This is a genomic window from Actinomadura hibisca NBRC 15177 (assembly GCF_001552635.1).
GTDB classification, from domain to species: Bacteria; Actinomycetota; Actinomycetes; order Streptosporangiales; family Streptosporangiaceae; genus Spirillospora; species Spirillospora hibisca.
In genome coordinates this window covers 1-16391 of sequence record NZ_BCRO01000031.1, presented here as the reverse complement: position 1 = coordinate 16391, position 16391 = coordinate 1, and the positions used below count along the sequence as shown (strand labels likewise).

At 72.8% G+C, this 16391-nt stretch carries 14 protein-coding genes; 6 read left to right on the top strand and 8 right to left on the bottom strand.

Going from position 1 to position 16391, the window contains the following annotated elements:
* Positions 1-40 precede the first annotated feature (40 nt).
* Positions 41-1432 (bottom strand): cytochrome P450, encoded by a 1392-nt coding sequence (locus AH6_RS15495; protein ID WP_245679318.1) that lies wholly within the window; start codon positions 1430-1432, stop codon positions 41-43.
* Between the two features lie 434 nt (positions 1433-1866).
* Between AH6_RS15495 and AH6_RS15490 the strand changes: the two genes are divergently transcribed.
* Together AH6_RS15490 and AH6_RS15485 are read left to right on the top strand one after the other, a co-directional pair.
* Positions 1867-2349 carry a pyridoxamine 5'-phosphate oxidase family protein gene (locus tag AH6_RS15490; RefSeq protein ID WP_067479966.1) on the top strand — a complete coding sequence of 161 codons (483 nt, stop codon included), beginning with the start codon at positions 1867-1869 and terminating at the stop codon, positions 2347-2349.
* Between the two features lie 61 nt (positions 2350-2410).
* Positions 2411-4780, top strand: coding sequence for an ATP-binding cassette domain-containing protein (locus tag AH6_RS15485; RefSeq protein ID WP_067479964.1), 2370 nt, complete (start codon positions 2411-2413; stop codon positions 4778-4780).
* A 63-nt stretch (positions 4781-4843) separates the two neighbouring features.
* Here AH6_RS15485 and AH6_RS15480 read toward each other — a convergent pair whose 3' ends face one another.
* On the bottom strand, positions 4844-5428 hold the full coding sequence (locus AH6_RS15480) for a TetR/AcrR family transcriptional regulator (protein ID WP_067479962.1): 585 nt from the start codon (positions 5426-5428) through the stop codon (positions 4844-4846).
* A 259-nt stretch (positions 5429-5687) separates the two neighbouring features.
* Between AH6_RS15480 and AH6_RS15475 the strand changes: the two genes are divergently transcribed.
* The gene (locus tag AH6_RS15475; protein ID WP_067479960.1) at positions 5688-6038 is read left to right on the top strand and encodes a DMT family transporter; all 351 of its coding nucleotides are present in this window, start codon (positions 5688-5690) and stop codon (positions 6036-6038) included.
* A complete protein-coding gene (locus AH6_RS15470) occupies positions 6035-6361 on the top strand; it encodes a DMT family transporter (RefSeq protein ID WP_067479954.1) in 327 nt (108 codons plus the stop codon). Before AH6_RS15475 ends, AH6_RS15470 begins: the two co-directional genes overlap by 4 nt.
* Before the next feature lie 30 nt (positions 6362-6391).
* On the opposite strand, the gene AH6_RS15465 is transcribed toward AH6_RS15470, so the two are convergent.
* Positions 6392-8278, bottom strand: a complete 1887-nt coding sequence (locus AH6_RS15465; protein WP_083982889.1) for a 1-deoxy-D-xylulose-5-phosphate synthase — start codon at positions 8276-8278, stop codon at positions 6392-6394.
* 445 nt (positions 8279-8723) lie between these two features.
* Here AH6_RS15465 and AH6_RS15460 point away from each other — a divergent pair, with 445 nt between their 5' ends.
* Complete coding sequence (locus tag AH6_RS15460) at positions 8724-9794, top strand: polyprenyl synthetase family protein (RefSeq protein ID WP_067480341.1); 1071 nt, start codon at positions 8724-8726, stop codon at positions 9792-9794.
* 43 nt (positions 9795-9837) lie between these two features.
* On the opposite strand, the gene AH6_RS15455 is transcribed toward AH6_RS15460, so the two are convergent.
* From AH6_RS15455 to AH6_RS15445, 3 genes are read right to left on the bottom strand one after another with little or no spacing between them, the layout of a single operon-like run.
* Positions 9838-11058 carry an RNA polymerase sigma factor gene (locus tag AH6_RS15455; RefSeq protein WP_067479952.1) on the bottom strand — a complete coding sequence of 407 codons (1221 nt, stop codon included), beginning with the start codon at positions 11056-11058 and terminating at the stop codon, positions 9838-9840.
* Between the two features lie 3 nt (positions 11059-11061).
* On the bottom strand, positions 11062-11415 hold the full coding sequence (locus AH6_RS15450; RefSeq protein ID WP_067479950.1) for a YciI family protein: 354 nt from the start codon (positions 11413-11415) through the stop codon (positions 11062-11064).
* Between the two features lie 29 nt (positions 11416-11444).
* Positions 11445-11810 carry a VOC family protein gene (locus tag AH6_RS15445; protein ID WP_067479948.1) on the bottom strand — a complete coding sequence of 122 codons (366 nt, stop codon included), beginning with the start codon at positions 11808-11810 and terminating at the stop codon, positions 11445-11447.
* A 183-nt stretch (positions 11811-11993) separates the two neighbouring features.
* On the opposite strand from AH6_RS15445, the gene AH6_RS15440 reads away from it, so the two are divergent.
* Positions 11994-12446, top strand: coding sequence for a VOC family protein (locus AH6_RS15440; RefSeq protein WP_067479946.1), 453 nt, complete (start codon positions 11994-11996; stop codon positions 12444-12446).
* A 7-nt stretch (positions 12447-12453) separates the two neighbouring features.
* On the opposite strand, the gene AH6_RS15435 is transcribed toward AH6_RS15440, so the two are convergent.
* Both AH6_RS15435 and AH6_RS15430 read right to left on the bottom strand, forming a co-directional pair.
* Entirely contained in the window at positions 12454-13644 is a 1191-nt protein-coding gene (locus AH6_RS15435; protein WP_373861778.1) for an MFS transporter, read from the bottom strand.
* 38 nt (positions 13645-13682) lie between these two features.
* Entirely contained in the window at positions 13683-15827 is a 2145-nt protein-coding gene (locus AH6_RS15430) for an ATP-binding protein (RefSeq protein ID WP_067479944.1), read from the bottom strand.
* Positions 15828-16391: the final 564 nt, after the last annotated feature.

The window sequence follows — 16391 nt, the reverse complement described above, 5'->3', positions numbered from 1 at the left end:
CGCGCGGCCACGACGGTCGCCGCGGCTCTGGCCGCGTCGGTCAGCGGCGGGTCAGCAGCAGGCCGACCGGATCGCGGGGCTGCATGGTCAAGGACAACGACGGCTGCACCGGGGCGGCCAGCTCGATGTCGAAGGTCCGCACCATCTCGGCCATCACGAGCGTCGCCTCCTGGTGGAAGAAACCCTCGCCCAGGCACGCGTGAGCGCCGTCGCCGAACGGCAGGTAGGCCAGCGGGCCACCGGGCAGGGCCATGCGCGCGCGGACCTGGTCGCCGTCGAAACGCTCGGGGTCGAACCGCAGCGGGTCGGGCCAGTAGCCGGGCAGCCGGTGGGTCAGGTAGGGGGAGATCACCAGGGTGGACCCGGCCCGGACCGGGACACCGCCGACCTCGTCGTCCTGGACGGCGATGCGGGGGACCGCCCAGGCGACCGAGTACAGGCGCAGCACCTCCTTGACGACCTTGCCGGTGTAGGGGAGGCGGCGGATGTGCTCGGGGCGCAGCTCGCCGCCGCCCAGGACCCGGTCCACCTCCTCGCGCACGGCGGCGTGCACCTCCGGGTGCTGGACCAGCGCGACCCAGGCCCACACCAGCGCGATCGCGCTGCTCTCGGAACCGGCCACGAACAGCGCCACGATGTCCTGCATGATCTGCTCGTCGGTGAGCGCGGCGTCGTCGGCCCCGAGGCCGTTCATCAGCATCGACACCACGTCCCGGCCCTGCTGGTCGGCCGGCTGCGCGCGGGCCTGGGTGAGGACCGGGCCCAGGATCTGCTTGATCGTGCGGGTGGAGCGGTGGAACCGGCGGTCGCCGGGGAGCGGCGCCCAGTGCGGCACCCCCGGCATCGCCATCCGCCACAACAACGACCGCATCGCCGTCGCCACCGCCGCCCCCAGCCGGCCGCCCTCGCCGTCGGGGATGAGCTGCCCGAAGAACACCGGGTCGACGACGCGCTGCACGATCGCGGTCATCTCCGCGCCGGCGTCGACGGGCCGCCCGGCCTCGACCCGGCGCGCCAGGTCCTGGACCGCGCCGCTCACCGAGGCGACCATCTGCTCGCCCATGGCCTTGACGTGCCGGGCGGCGAACGCCGGTTGCAGGATCCGGCGGCTGGCCTGCCACTGCGCCCCCTCGCCGCCGATGCCCTCGCCGGTGAGCCGCCCCAGGGCGTCCCACATCGCCGCGCCGCGCGGCCAGTTGGCGGCGTTGGCGCGCAGCAGGTGCTCCAGGTGGAGGGGGTGGTAGGCCAGGTACGGCTTGAACGGACCCAGCTTCAGCTGCACCAGCTCGCCCGCGGCCTGTTCCCCCAGCCCCTCGATCAGGCCCAGCGCGCCCTGCTTGCGGGCGGTTCCCAGCAGGCGGCGCAGCGGCACCTGAAGCACGTGGCCGCGCGGCACGAAGGAGGCCGCGGAGTGATGGCTGGTGATGGTCACGGCAGCTCCTGAGTGGACGGCGAACACGAAGGTCCGGGGCCGCGACGGGCCGCGCCCTGATCTTCGGTCGAACTATTACATATGCCCCATGACGCGCCTAGGTGCCTATAAGGCGACAGAACCCCTACCGCCCCCCTCGACCGGCACGCCACACGCGACTCCCGGCGACAGATGACGCACCGATCGATGCCCTGCGGCAACGGAATCGCCATCCGATGTCACGGATCACTCCGCCCCATGTGATCGCTCTCTCCGCTCCTCGGGCGCGAGGAAGGGAGCGCGCGGACCGGTCAGGAATCGAGAAGCGCAGGTCGTCGCGCCGGGCCTAACGTGATCGTCATGGACATCCACGCAGGCTTCCCACCGCACGACGGCCCGGTGGGCGACCCGGCCCGCGTCAACGAGCCGCGCTGAACGATCGGAAGACCGCGACCATGACCGACACCGACACCACCGCCGACGGCCCGACGCCCGCTCCCCGGTCCCGCGCTCAGCGCCGCCGCGACACCGAGCACCGGCTCGCCCGCGACGTCGACCTCTGGGTGGCCAGCGCCTCCCCGGACGGCGCGCCGTACCTGGTCCCGCTGTCCTTCGACTGGGACGGCGAGGCGCTGCTGCTCGCCACCCCGGCGAGCAGCCCGACCGGCCGCAACCTCGCCGCCACCGGCACCGCCCGGCTAGGCCTCGGCCCCACCCGCGACGTGACCATGATCGACGGCGTGGTCGAGGTCCTCGGGATCGACGCGCTGCCACGGGAGCGGGGCGACCGTTTCGCCGCGCGCACCGGCTTCGACCCGCGCGCGTCGGCCGTGCCGTACCGCTGGTTCCGCGTCACCCCGCGCCGCGTCCAGGCGTGGCGCGAGGAGGACGAGCTGGCCGGCCGCGACCTGATGCGCGACGGCCGCTGGCTGGCCTGACCAGAGCCGACGGCCCCGCCGTAGTATTCGCAACCGATCAGAGCAGACCAACGGAGACACGATGAGCACGAACACCGCCCCGCACCCGGCCGACGGCCACGACCTGATCCGCGTGCACGGCGCGCGCGTGAACAACCTCAAGGACGTCGCCGTCGAGATCCCCAAGCGCCGGCTGACGGTGTTCACCGGCGTTTCCGGCTCGGGCAAGAGCTCGCTGGTGTTCGGCACCATCGCCGCCGAGTCGCAGCGGCTCATCAACGAGACCTACAGCGCGTTCGTGCAGGGCTTCATGCCCTCGCTGGCGCGACCCGAGGTCGACGTCCTCGACGGCCTGACGACCGCGATCATCGTGGACCAGCAGCGGATGGGCGCCGACCCCCGCTCCACCGTCGGCACCGCCACCGACGCCAACGCGATGTTGCGCATCCTGTTCAGCCGGCTGGGCCAGCCGCACATCGGCCCGCCCGGCGCGTTCGCCTTCAACGTGCCCTCGGTCCGGGCCAGCGGCGCGATCACCGTCGAGCGCGGCGCCAAGAAGGCGCTGAAGGCGACCTTCTCCCGCACCGGTGGCATGTGCGTGCGCTGCGAGGGCCGGGGCACCGTCTCCGACATCGACCTCACCCAGCTCTACGACGATTCCAAGTCGATCGCCGAGGGCGCGTTCACCATCCCGGGCTGGAAGTCCGACAGCTGGTGGACGGTGCGGACCTACGCCGAGTCGGGCTTCCTCGACCCGGACAAGCCGATCCGCAACTACACCAAGAAGGAGATGCGGGACTTCCTCTACCACGAGCCGGTCAAGATCAAGGTCGAGGGTGTGAACCTCACCTACGAGGGTCTGGTCCCCCGGGTGCAGAAGTCGTTCCTGTCCAAGGACCGGGAGGCGATGCAGCCGCACATCCGCGCCTTCGTGGACCGCGCCGTCACCTTCACGACCTGTCCCGAGTGCGACGGCACCCGGCTCAGCGAGGAGGCCCGGTCGTCGCGGATCGACGGGACGAACATCGCCGACGCGTGCGCGATGCAGATCAGCGACCTGGCCGAGTGGATCCGCGGCCTGGACGAGCCGTCGGTGGCCCCGCTGCTCACGGCGCTGCGGCAGTCCCTGGACTCGTTCGTGGAGATCGGGCTGGGCTACCTGTCGCTGGACCGTCCGGCCGGGACGTTGTCGGGCGGTGAGGCCCAGCGCGTCAAGATGGTCCGCCACCTGGGCTCCTCCCTCACCGACGTCACCTACGTCTTCGACGAACCCACCATCGGCCTGCACCCCCACGACATCCAGCGCATGAACACCCTGCTCCTGCGCCTGCGCGACAAGGGCAACACCGTCCTGGTCGTCGAACACAAACCCGAGACCATCGCCATCGCCGACCACGTCGTCGACCTCGGACCCGGCGCCGGTACGGCGGGCGGCACCATCTGCTACGAGGGCACGGTCGAGGGTCTGCGCGCCTCCGACACCCTCACCGGCCGCCATCTCGACGACCGCGCCGCCGTCAAGGAGACGGTGCGCAAGCCCACCGGCAAGCTGGAGATCCGCGGCGCGACGGCGCACAACCTGCGGGACGTGGACGTCGACATCCCGCTCGGCGTCCTCACCGTCATCACCGGCGTCGCCGGGTCCGGCAAGAGCTCGCTCGTGCACGGGTCGATCCCGGCGGGCGCGGGCGTGGTGTCGATCGACCAGTCGGCGATCCGCGGGTCGCGGCGCAGCAACCCGGCGACCTACACCGGCCTGCTCGACCCCATCCGCAAGGCGTTCGCCAAGGCCAACGGCGTCAAGCCCGCCCTGTTCAGCGCCAACTCCGAAGGCGCCTGCCCCAACTGCAACGGCGCCGGCGTCATCTACACCGACCTCGCCATGATGGCGGGCGTCGCCACCACCTGCGAGGAGTGCGAAGGCAAGCGGTTCGAGGCGTCGGTGCTGGAGTACCGCTTCGGCGGCCGCGACATCAGCGAGGTGCTCGCGATGTCGGTGACCGAGGCCGAGGAGTTCTTCGGCACCGGCGAGGCGCGCACGCCCGCCGCGCACACCGTCCTCGCCAGGCTCGCCGACGTCGGGCTCGGCTACCTCAGCCTCGGCCAGCCGCTCACCACGCTGTCGGGCGGCGAGCGGCAGCGGCTCAAGCTGGCGACGCACATGGGCGAGAAGGGCGGCGTCTACGTGCTGGACGAGCCGACCACCGGCCTGCACCTGGCCGACGTCGAACAGCTGCTCGGCCTGCTGGACCGGCTGGTCGACTCCGGCACGTCGGTCATCGTCGTGGAGCACCACCAGGCGGTCATGGCGCACGCCGACTGGATCATCGACCTCGGCCCCGGCGCGGGCCACGACGGCGGCCAGATCGTCTTCGAGGGCACGCCCGCCGACCTGGTCGCCGCCCGCTCCACCCTCACCGGGCGGCACCTCGCGTCCTACGTCGGAGCCTGACGGCGTCGCCGAGGGCACGTGCTTACGCCGGGCGGGTCCACTTCGGACCGCCCGGCCGGTCGGTCAGTTCGGCTGGCGCAGCCCCGCGATGAGCAGCGCGACCAGCCGGCGCGCGTCGTAGCGGGGGTCGGTGTCCGCGCCGATGCAGAGGTTCCCGACGCCGCGCATGAGCTGGTAGGCGGTCAGGTCGGAGCGGATCTCACCGGCCTCGGCCGCGGCGTCGAGCAGTTCGGTGCACACCGGCACGAGGCGGTCGAGGAAGGAGGCGTGCAGGGCGTCGAAACCGGCCTCGTCCGATTGCAGGGCGGCGGCGAGCCCGTGCTTGGTGACCAGGAAGTCCACGAACAGGTCGATCCACTGCGCCAGGGCGGCGTGCGGCGTCGCGCTGCTCTCCAGCAGGGCGGGCCCGGCCTCGGCGCAGGCTTCGACCTGGTGGCGGTAGACGGCGATGATGAGATCGGCGCGGGTGGGGAAGTGGCGGTAGATGGTGCCCATCCCGACCCCGGCCTTGGCGGCGATGTCGCGGACCGGCGCCTCGACGCCCGAGGCGACGAAGACGGCGGCGGCCGCGTCCAGCAGGACCTGCTGGTTGCGCCGGGCGTCCGCCCGCCTGGGCCGGGCCGCCGTGCCCTCGTCGTTGTCGCTCACCGCGCCTGCCCCCTCTCCGGACGGACCGGCGCTCCGCACATTAATCGGAGCATCGTTCCATTTGCCTATGATGCCAGAGCGGGGACCGGACGGCCAAACCGCGCGTCCGGCGTCCGCCGGGACCGCCGTTCCACATCACCCGGCCGGTCGCGGGACGGCCATGAGCCCGTGCGCCCGACCTTCCGGACGGTAAGGTCAGGCGGGTGAGATCGAACGCCCGGCGGTGGACCCCGGACGACGCGCCGTGCCGCGACGCCCTATGAAGAAGTGGCTGCCGCTGCTGGCGGCGATCCTGCTCGAAGTGAGCGGCACGCTGGCCCTCCGCGCGGCTCTCGACCATCCCGCCTGGTACGCGCTGGTCGCGGTGGGCTATCTCGGTGCGTTCGGCGCTTTGAGCCTGGCCCTGCGCGCTGGCCTGGGCATCGGTGTCGCGTACGGCGTCTGGGCCGCCACCGGAGTCGCCTTGACCGCGATCCTGGCCGCCGTCCTGTTCGGTGATCCGCTCACCGCCACCATGGGGCTGGGGATCGTCCTGGTCATCGCCGGTGTGCTGTGCGTCGAGCTCGGCTCCCAGCAGGCGCAACGTGCGGAAGCGGAAAAGCCCGCATGACCTGGCTGTTCCTCACCGGCGCGATCCTCTCCGAAGTCGCCGCGACGCTGGCCCTGCGCATGGCGTCCCAGCCCGGCGCGCGCAAGGGCTGGCTGCTGGTCGTGGGCGTCGGCTACCTGGCCGCCTTCGTGCTGCTCACCGTCGTCCTCGGCCGCGGCCTGGCGGTCGGCGTCGCGTACGGCATCTGGTCCGCCGTCGGGGTCGCGCTGACCGCGCTGGCGTCCCGCGTGCTGTTCGGCGAGGCGCTCACCAGGGTGATGGGCCTGGGCATCGCCCTGATCATCGCGGGCGTCCTGTTCATCGAGCTCGGCTCCGCCCACTGACCCGCGCCCGGAGCGGGCTGCCGGGTGGCGTCAGCGACCGATCGGCACGGCACCGTCCGGGTCGAACAGCGTGCCGCAGGCGTCCAGCACGGACCCGGCGATGCGCTCGGCGGACAGGCCGTGTTCGTCGAGCAACTCCTCCCGGTCGCCTGCGCCGATGAACTCGCGGGGCAGGCCCAGGTTGAGGACAGGGACCGGGAAGGCGGCGTCCACGCAGGCTTGGGCGATCAACGATCCGGCCCCACCGGCGCGGCAGCCGTCCTCGACGGTGACCACCAGCCGGTGCCGGGCGGCCAGGCGGGGCAGGAACGGGTTGACCGGCGTGATCCAGCGCGGGTCCACGACGGTCGTGCCAAGGCCGTACCGCTCCAGGAGCCCGGCCGCGTCCAGGCAGCGTTCGGCCATCGCACTGATGCTCACCAGCAGGACGTCCTGGCGGCGGCGTGGCGAGCGGTGCAGCACATCGACGTCTTCGACGCGCGCCAGCGCCGGAACCTCGACGCTCGCGGTCGCCTTGGGGAAGCGGATCGCGGTGGGCCCGGTGTCGTCGGCGATCGCCTCGTCCAGCAGCTCGCACAGCCGGACGGGATCGCGCGGCGCGGCCATGCGCAGCCCCGGCACGGCGCCGAGCAGCGCCATGTCCCACGCGCCGTGGTGGGACGGCCCGTCCGGGCCGGTGATCCCGGCGCGGTCCAGCACGAAGGTGACCGGCAGCCGGTGCAGGGCGACGTCCATCAGGAGCTGGTCGACGGCGCGGTTCAGGAAGGTGCCGTACAGGCACACCACCGGATGCAGCCCGCCCATCGCCAGGCCAGCGGCGCTGCCCACCGCGTGCTGCTCGGCGATGCCGACGTCATAGACCCGGTCGGGGAACGCCTCGGCGAACGGCCCGAGCCCGACCGGCAGCAACATCGCCGCGGTGACGGCCACCAGCGCGGGACGCCGGGCCCCGATCCGCGCCATCTCCCGCCCGAAGACCGACGTCCAGGAAGGCGCTCCCGGCACGATCGGGCGGCCGGTCGCCGGGTCCAGCACGCCGACGCCGTGCAGGTGGTCGGCCCGGTCGCGTTCGGCCGGTTCGTAGCCGCGGCCCTTGCGGGTGAGGACGTGCACCACGACGGGCCGACGCAGGTCGCGCGCCTGGCGCAGGGCGTCCTCCAGCGCGCCGATGTCGTGGCCGTCGACCGGTCCGAGGTAGGCCAGGCCGCACTGCTCGAAGACGGTCGGCGGCGATGCGACGCCCGGCCTGCCGAGCCGTTCGCGCAGGTCCGCGAGGTGGGCGGCGAGCCCGCCGGTGGTCGGGGCGTAGGAGCGGCCGTTGTCGTTGAGCACGACGATCACGGGGCGGTCGGGGGCCGCGCCGATGTTGTTGAGCCCCTCCCAGGCGGCCCCGCCCGTCAGGGCCCCGTCCCCGACGACCGCGAGCACGGTGCGGTCGGCCGCCGCCCCGGTCAGCCGTAGCGCCTTGGCCAGGCCGTCGGCGTAGGCCAGCGCGGTGGAGGCGTGCGAGTTCTCCACCCAGTCGTGCTCGGACTCGGTCCTGCTGGGGTAGCCCGACAGGCCGCCCTGCTGCCGCAACATGCCGAAGCCGCCCGCCCGGCCCGTGAGGATCTTATGGACGTAGGACTGGTGGCCGGTGTCGAACAGGAGCGCGTCGCGGGGCGAGTCGAACACCCGGTGCAGGGCCATCGTCAGCTCGACCACGCCCAGGTTCGGCCCCAGGTGCCCGCCGGTCGCGCAGACCCTCGCCACCAGGAACCGCCGGATGCGTTCGGCGAGCAGCGGCAGTTCGGCCGCCGGTAGGGCGCGCAGGCGCCGGGGGTCGAGCGATTCCAGCGGCGGGGGTCCGCTCCGCGTGGCGGTGGCCGTGCGTCCGGCACCGTTGGCGGGCGCGGCGGAAGGGCGCCGGAGGATCATGGCGGGGGCCTCCTCGGGAAGAAAACGGGGTGCCCGTATTCCTTTCCTTGTCGCCGCCTCAAAAGGACTGACCCGGCGTGACAGTGGCGGGATGTTCGGTCACTGCTTCCTTGCTGGAGGGCAGGAACGAAAGGTAAATGCCCTAATTATCCGGGGAAAGCATTATTTGACTCGCCCGCCGCCAAAGCTTCGGTGTCGGTGCCGCCCCATACCGTACGAGCATGCGTCGTTCCTGCTGGATGCCCTCCCGCCCACTAAGAGACAAAAGTGCAGTTTTCCACTCGCTGGGGGATGTACGGCGGTGCGGGCGCGCCGATGAGCGCAGCCTGGGGCGGCGTTTCGCTCGTTTTCCTCCGACCATTCGTGCGCCATTCGACCCGGATGCGAGAATGCCCGGAACAGCGGACGCGATCACTCAGCGCGCAATCCAGGAACGGATGTGGTGATGAACACGCCGACGACGACATGCGAGGCGACCGGGAGCATGGCCCGCTGCCAGGAGCTGGTGCGGCCGGCGCTGCGCGCGGCCGTCGGTTCGCTGGGCGGCGAGCTGGAGGTGATGTGCGGCTTCGCGCTGGGCTGGTGGGACAGCGACGGCCGTCCCGGCAAGGGCGGCGCGGGCAAGGGGCTGCGGCCGGCGCTGGCCCTGCTGGGCGCCCGGACCGCCGGTGTCCCGGCCGAGACCGCGGTGGCCGGGGCCGTCGCCGTCGAGCTGATGCACGTCTTCTCGCTGGTGCACGACGACATCATGGACGGCGACGAGCAGCGCCGCCACCGCCCGTCGGTGTGGAAGGCGTACGGCGTGGGCCCGGCCGTCCTCACCGGCGACGCCCTGCTCGCCCTTGCCCTGCGCACCCTGGCCGACGTCCCGCACAACGGGTCCGCCGAGGCGACCCGCCTGCTGTCGGGCGCGCTGGTGGACCTGGTCGGCGGGCAGGCGGCGGACCTGGCGTTCGAGAGCCGTCCCTGGACCGGGCCCCGCGCGGTCACCATGGCGGAGTACCGGCGCATGGCGGCCCGCAAGACCGGCGCGCTGCTGGGCTGCTCCATCGCGATCGGGGCGGCGCTGGCGGGAGCGCCCGCCGCCGTGGTGACCGGTTTGCAGGAGGCCGGACGTCACCTCGGGTTGGCCTTCCAGGCGATCGACGACGTCCTCGGCATCTGGGGGGATCCCGCCGTCACCGGCAAGCCCGCCTTCAGCGACCTGCGGAGCGGCAAGAAGACCGCTCCGGTGCTGGCGGCGCTGACCGGCCCCCCGGCCGACCCGCTGCCCGGCCCGCGCACCGGACCGGACCGCGGCGGCAGGCTGGTGGCGCTGCTGTCCGGCGGGCGCGACGACGCCCAGGTGCGCCAGGCCGCCGAACTCATCGAGGCCACCGGCGGCCGGGCCGTCGCCGAGCAGATGGCGTGCCACTACCAGGACGCCGCGATCAGGGAGCTGCGCGCGCTGGACACGGACGGGTCGGCGGACGAACTGATCGCGGTGGCACGGCTGCTGACCGACCGCCTGAGCTGACCTTGGACGGGCGCGGCGGGCGAAGACGGCAGGCGGGGACCACCTAGCCGTCGAGGTCGGAAAGGCGACGGCGCAGATGCCCGGCCTGGACGTCGTTCATCTCCAGGCCGAGCGCCCGCTCGTAGGCCGCGCTCGCCTCGGACGCCCGGCCCACGCGGCGCAGCAGTTCGGCGCGCGTCGCGTGCCACCACGGATACGCCGCCAGCCCGTCGATGCCCTCGACCAGGGCGAGGCCCGCCTCGGGGCCGTCCCGTTCGGCCACGGCCACCGCCCGGTTGAGGCGGACGACCGCGGTGTCCTGGACGGTGAGCAGCACGTCGTACCAGGACACGACGGCGTCCCAGTCGGTGTCGGCGTAGGAGGGCGCGAGCGCGTGGCAGGCCGCGATCGCCGCCTGCGCCACGTAGGGGTCGGGCCGGTCGGGGGCGCGGCGCAGGGCCGTCCCGACCAGCACGACCCCCTCTCTGATCATGGCGGTGTCCCAGCGCGTGCGGTCCTGGTCGGGCAGCAGCACCGCGCCGCCCCGCTCGTCGAGCCGGGCGGCGCGGCGGGCGTCGCTCAGCAGCAGCAGCGCGAGCAGGCCGAGCGCGGTCGGCTCGTCGGGCAGGAGACCGACCAGGAGCCGGGCCAGCCGGATCGCCTCCGCCGACAGCGCGACCCGGACCAGGTGCTCGCCCGCCCCGGCCGCGTACCCCTCGTTGAAGATCAGGTAGATCGTGGCCGCGACGCCCCGCACCCGGCCCGGCAGTTCCCCGGCGGACGGCACGCGGTAGGGGATCCGCGCCAGCGCGATCTTCTGCTTGGCGCGGGTCAGCCGCTTGGCCATCGTCGCCTCGGGCACCATCAGGGCGCGGGCGACCTCCGCGGTGGACAGCCCGCCCAGCGTCCGCAGCGCCAGCGCGACCTGCGCCTCGGCCGACAGCGCCGGATGGCAGCAGGTGAACACCAGCCGGAGGAGGTCGTCACGGACGGCCCCGGCGGGTTCGGGCACGGGGTCGAGCAGCGCCACGGCCGCCGTCTCCTTCCCGGCGCGCCGGGCCTCCCGCCGCACGACGTCGATCGCCCGCCGCTTGGCGGCGACGATGAGCCAGGCGCGCGGGTTGTCCGGGACGCCGTCGCGCGGCCACCGCTCCAGCGCGCGGACGGCGGCGTCCTGCACCGCGTCCTCGGCCAGGGTGATGTCGCCGGTGACGCGGATCAGCGTGGCCAGCACGTGCGCGCCCTCGTCGCGCAGCAGCCGCGCCACCGCGTCACCGGCCGCCACGGATCAGGACTCCAGCGACGGATGGACCGGGCGGACCTCGACGGTCCCGTGCCAGGCCGCCGGCATCTTCGCGGCCACCGCGAGCGCCTCGTCCAGGTCGGCGCACTCCAGCAGGTAGAAGCCGGTGAGCGCCTCCTTCGTCTCGGCGTACGGGCCGTCGCTGACGATCGGCTCGCCGCCCTTGCCGCCGGGGACGCGCACCGTCGTGGCGGTGGCCGTCGGGTAGAGCGCGTGGCCGCCTCGCAGCACGGCCGCGTGCGCCTCGTCGAACGCGACGTACTCCTGGATGGCGTCCGCGTACTCCGGCTGCTTCCAGTCGACCTCGGCGGTGTAGGTGAGGGCGATGTAGGTGGGCATGGTTTCCCTTCAGTCGGACCGCTCGTGCTTCACTGGGCGTTTTCCACGAGGATGAGCGTGTTGCCGTCCGGGTCCCGCAGGGTGAACATGGGCGGTGCCATGCCCTCCATGCGCAGGATCTCGGCATCGACGTCGGCGCCCTGCCGGGCGAGGTCGGCGTGGGCGGCGTCGGCGTCCTCGGTCGTGAGGCGGATGCCGGTGGGCATCCCGGTGGGGACGAGCGCGATGGTCGTCGCGGCCCCGGGCGGGGCCACCTCGATCCAGCGCGCCTGCCCGAAGGGAAGATCCCGGCGCTTCTCGAAGCCGAGCGTGCCGACGTAGAAGTCGACCGCGCGGTCCTGGTCGGTGACGGGGATTGCGATCGTCGCCACTTCGGTGATGCGGGATTCGGACATGGCTCGCTCCTCCGGGCGGGGCCGGTGCCTCTCACCGGCCTTCACCTTAAGGACGAACAGGATCGCCCGTCATGGACACTTCGCCACGACCGGATTTCGACCGCTGGGCGGCGTTGACGGAGGGGCGGGCAAGCGCCGCGCGGTGGTTGCGGGGACGGTGGGATAACCGCTAAAACGGGTTACATGGCACTGAGCTGGAAGCTGGTCATCGACAGCACCGACGCGGCCGCCCTCGCGGACTTCTGGGGAGCGGCCCTGGAGTACGAGGTGGAGGACCCCAGCGCTCTGGTCGAGCAGCTGCTGGCCGCCGGGCACATCGGCGCGGAGGCCGTCACCGAGCATCGCGGCCGCAAGCTCTTCCGCGGCTACGCCGCCGTCCGCCACCCCGAGGACCCCTTCGACGAGCTCAGCGGCGTCGGCCGCGGCCGTCGGCTGCTGTTCCAGGACGTGCCCGAGGGCAAGAGCGTCAAGAACCGCCTGCACATCGACGTCCACAGCGAGCCCGGCGGCCTGGACGAGCTGGTGGCGCGGCTGGAGAAGCTGGGAGCGACCCGCGTCCGCGAGGTCGACCAGGGGCCCGCCGGGCACTGGTGGGTCATGCTGGACCCCGAAGGCAACGAGTTCTGCGCGACGTGACGGCCGGTCAGGCGACGCCCCGGACCCTCCGAACGGCGAGCCCGGCGAGCAGCGTCAGGATCGCGGCGACGACGAACAACGTCTCGTATCCGCCCAGGGTGGTGACGATCGGACCGGCGACGAAGGGCGCGAGGGTCTGCGGGCCGGTGTAGGAGATGTTGACGATCCCCAGGTCGCGGGCCCGGTGGGCGGCCGACGGCAACACCTGCGTCACCAGCGCCTGGTCGACCGACAGGAACGCGCCCTGCCCGACGGCCAGCAGCGCCGTCCCGGCGAGCACCGCGGGCCAGCTCGGCCACAACGCCCACATCATGATCCCCGCCGCCACCACGACGCTGCCCCCGGCGGCCAGCCTCTTGCGCCCGCCCGTCCGGTCGGAGACGACGCCGCTGAGAAGCGCCGCGACGATGAGGACGGCGGTGAAGACCGTGGAGACCTCCAGCACCCCGTCCGCGCCGGTCTTGCCCGGGAAACGCTCCTCGTAGCGCACCTGGTCGACGAGGTAGTAGAACACGTAGACCGTGGCCAGCGACCAGCCCGTGAAGAAGAGCGCGCGGCTGACGCAGGCCCACAGGAAGTCGGCACGACGAAGCCGCCCCGCGTAAGCAGGCGGGGCCTCCTCCGGTTCTGCGGTCGAACGACGCGTCAGCACAAAGAAGGCCACCGCGCACAGCAGCACCACCGCGCCGGTGACCACGAACCCGGGACCGGTCCCGGAGACGACCCGCGTCATGACGAACACCGGCAGCAGCGCGCTCCCCGCCGTGATGCCCATCCAGCCCGCGACGGTCGCGCGCTGCCGGACCGGAACCCGGTCGGCCAGCTCCGCCGTGAGGCTCGCCTGCATGGTGTTGAGCCCGGCCTGGGCCAGGCACCAGCCCACGAGCATCCCGGCCACGGTCTGCTGCCCGGCGAGCAGGGCCAGCGCCACGGCCGCCAGCGCCGCGCCGCCCAGCGTCCAGGGATGGCGGCGGCCGAACCGTCCGGACGTGCGGTCCGACCACGCGCCCGCCACCGGCCCGGCGACCATCGCCACGACCGCGCCCGCGCCGCTGACCAGCGCGAACGTGATCTCTTTATGGTCGGGCGCGGCCTCCTGGAGCCGGACCGGCAGCAGCACCGACAGCGGGGCGTAGTGCCCCGCCCACAAGCCCAGGTTGGCGAGGGTGAACGCGACGATCCAGCCGGGTCGGACCAGCCTGACGGACGCCTCCGACCGGATGGCCTGACTCCCGCTCAGCGTGCCTCCCGGTGCCCCGACGACGGATCGGTCCTGCCCACCGCCGACCCCGGATAACGCGCACGCAGGCGGATGCCGGGCCGCTCGCCGAGCGCGAAGCCGTAAGCCTCGTCCAGCTCCAGCGCGCGGCCTAGACGGAAGGCCGCGTCGAAGCCCTCGTCGCCGAGCAGCGCGCGGGCGGCCCGTTCGCACTCGCGGTGCCCGGCGGCCCAGAACGGCACCTGGTCGATCCGCATCTCCGTCGCCAGGCACAACCGGTCGACGCCGCCGAGCAGGTACGCGGCGACGTCGCCCTGCCCGGACGCGGCCGCGCACCACGCCTGCAACTCGATGCCCAGCGCCGCGCCCGCGACGTCCCCGAACCGCCGCTTGATCCGCAACGACTCCTGGTTGTGCGCGCCCGCGCCGGCCACGTCACCGCACCGCCACGCCGCGAGGGCGAGACCGTAATGGGCGATGGAGCGCGCCCACAGCTCGCCGCGCCGGCGGCACTGCCGCACGCAGTCGCGGAGCATCGGCACGGCGTCGTCGTGCCCCAGCCTGGCCAGCGACACCCCCAGCTGCGCCATCGTCAGCAGCGGCCCCGGCCCGGCCTCCTCCAGCGCCGACCGGTGCAGGGCGAGCGTGTCGCGCAGCAGGCCGGCGGCGGCCTCGTCGTCGCCCGCGACGAACGCGGTGACCCCGGCCATGTGACCGACGTAGGCCAGCGCGGTCTTGTCACCGGATGCCACCGCCGCGCGGCGCGCCAGATCGAGCCGCGCGGCGGCGACCTCCGCCTCGTAGTGCTCGGCGTCCACCCATGTGGACACCCACAGGGCCTTGGCGAACTGGGAATCCGACCCGATGTCCTGCTCCAGGGCGCGTTGCAGGTAGTAGCGCCCTTCCCGGTGATATCCGCACGCGCTCCACAACGGCCACAACGCGGCCGACAGATCCAGCGCCTTCGCCGATTTCATCCTCAGGCAGTAGTCCAGCGCCACGCGGAGGTTGGGAAACTCGGCGCCCAACCGCCTGATCCACCCGAGCTGGTCCGCGCCCGACCACTCCGCCTCGACGCGCCCGGCCAGCCGCAGGCACGCGTCGCGGTGGCGGCGCCGGAGGACGTGCTCCTCGCCCAGATCGCGCAGCCGTTCCACGCCGTACTCGCGGACGGTGTCCAGCATCCGGAAGCGGGTGCCCCCGTCCTCGCGCAGCACGATCGACTGGCCCACCAGCCTCGGCATGAGCTCGGCGACCTGCGTGGCGGACAGCGGCGGAGCAGCGCAGACGTCCTTGGCGAGATCGAGGGAGTAGCCGCCGACGAGCACCGACAACCGTGCCCAGAGGAGCCGTTCGAGCGGTTCGCACAACTCGTGGCTCCAGCCGATCGCCGACCGCATCGTCTGGTGCCGGGGGAGCGGCGTGTGATGGGCGGTCAGGAGCCCGAACCGATCCTCCAGCGCCGTTTCGATCTCCGCGAGCGGCAGGTACCGCAGCCGCGCCGCCGCCAGCTCGATGGCCAGCGGCAGGCCGTCCACCAGGGCGCACAGGCGCGCGACGACGTCCAGATCATCGTGCCCGAGGACGAAACCGGGCACCGCCTCGACCGCCCGGTCGGCGAAGAGGGCGACCGCGTCCAGATCGGCCACCGACGCGCTCACACCGTCGCCCGGCCGGACCGTCGGCAGCGGCATGACGGCGTAGATGCACTCGCCCCGCACCGTCAGGGGAGTCCTGCTGGTGGCCAGGATGCTCAGCTCGGGGCACCGGGTGAGCAGTTCGACCACCAGTTCCGCGCAACCGTCCAGCAGATGCTCGCAGGTGTCGAGGATCAACAGCAGGCGCTTGCCGGCCAGGTGGCTGGTGAGGAGATCGACGGGGGAGCGCGCGGTCTGCTCGTTCATCTCCAGCGTGGCGGCGACGGTGTGCGCGAGCAGAACCTGATCCTGCAAGCCCGACAAGGGGACCAGCCAGACGCCGTCGGGAAACCGCTCGCACAGCCCGGCCGCCGACTGCAGGGCCAGCCGCGTCTTGCCCACCCCGCCGACCCCGGTCAGCGTCACCAGCCGGGACTCGGCCAGCAAATCGCGAACGGCGCGCACTTCCGCGCGCCGACCCACGAAGCTGGTCGGCTCGATGGGCAGGTTGCCGGGTCGTCGCACGGGGGTTCCACCACGGGGTCTTCACGGTTGGTCAGTGACTCGCGCGCTCAGCCTAAGCAAGCTCCGGTTACGTTGCGGGGGATTTCGGCAACTTTCAGTAAGGGGTCGGAGATGGGGGTGATGGGGGCCGGGCGGCGAGGCTGGGGTTGGTGGAGGTCGGGTGGCGGGTGGCGGGTGTGGGGGAGTGTTGGTCGGGTGTGCGGCGCGGGGCACGGGGCGCGGATGCGGGGCTGGGGTTGAAGGGCAGGTGCAGGGCGCTGGGTTGGGGTCGTTGGTCGGGTGCGGGGCGCGGGGTTGAGGTGGGTGGGCCTGGACTGAAAACCTGCATGGGCTGGGGTTGTCGGGTATTTGGAGCAACCCCGTGCGGGCTGGGGTTTGTTGATCGGGTGTGGGAAACCCGTGCGGGTTGGGTTGGTGGGCGCCTGGATCAACCCCGCGTAGGGCTGGGGTTGGTGGTCGGGTGTGGGAAACCTGTACGGGGTTGGGGTCGCTGCTCGGGTGCGGGGCACGGGGTTGAGGTGGTTGGTCGGCTGTAGACCCCCACGGATTGAGTCGGTGCAGCGG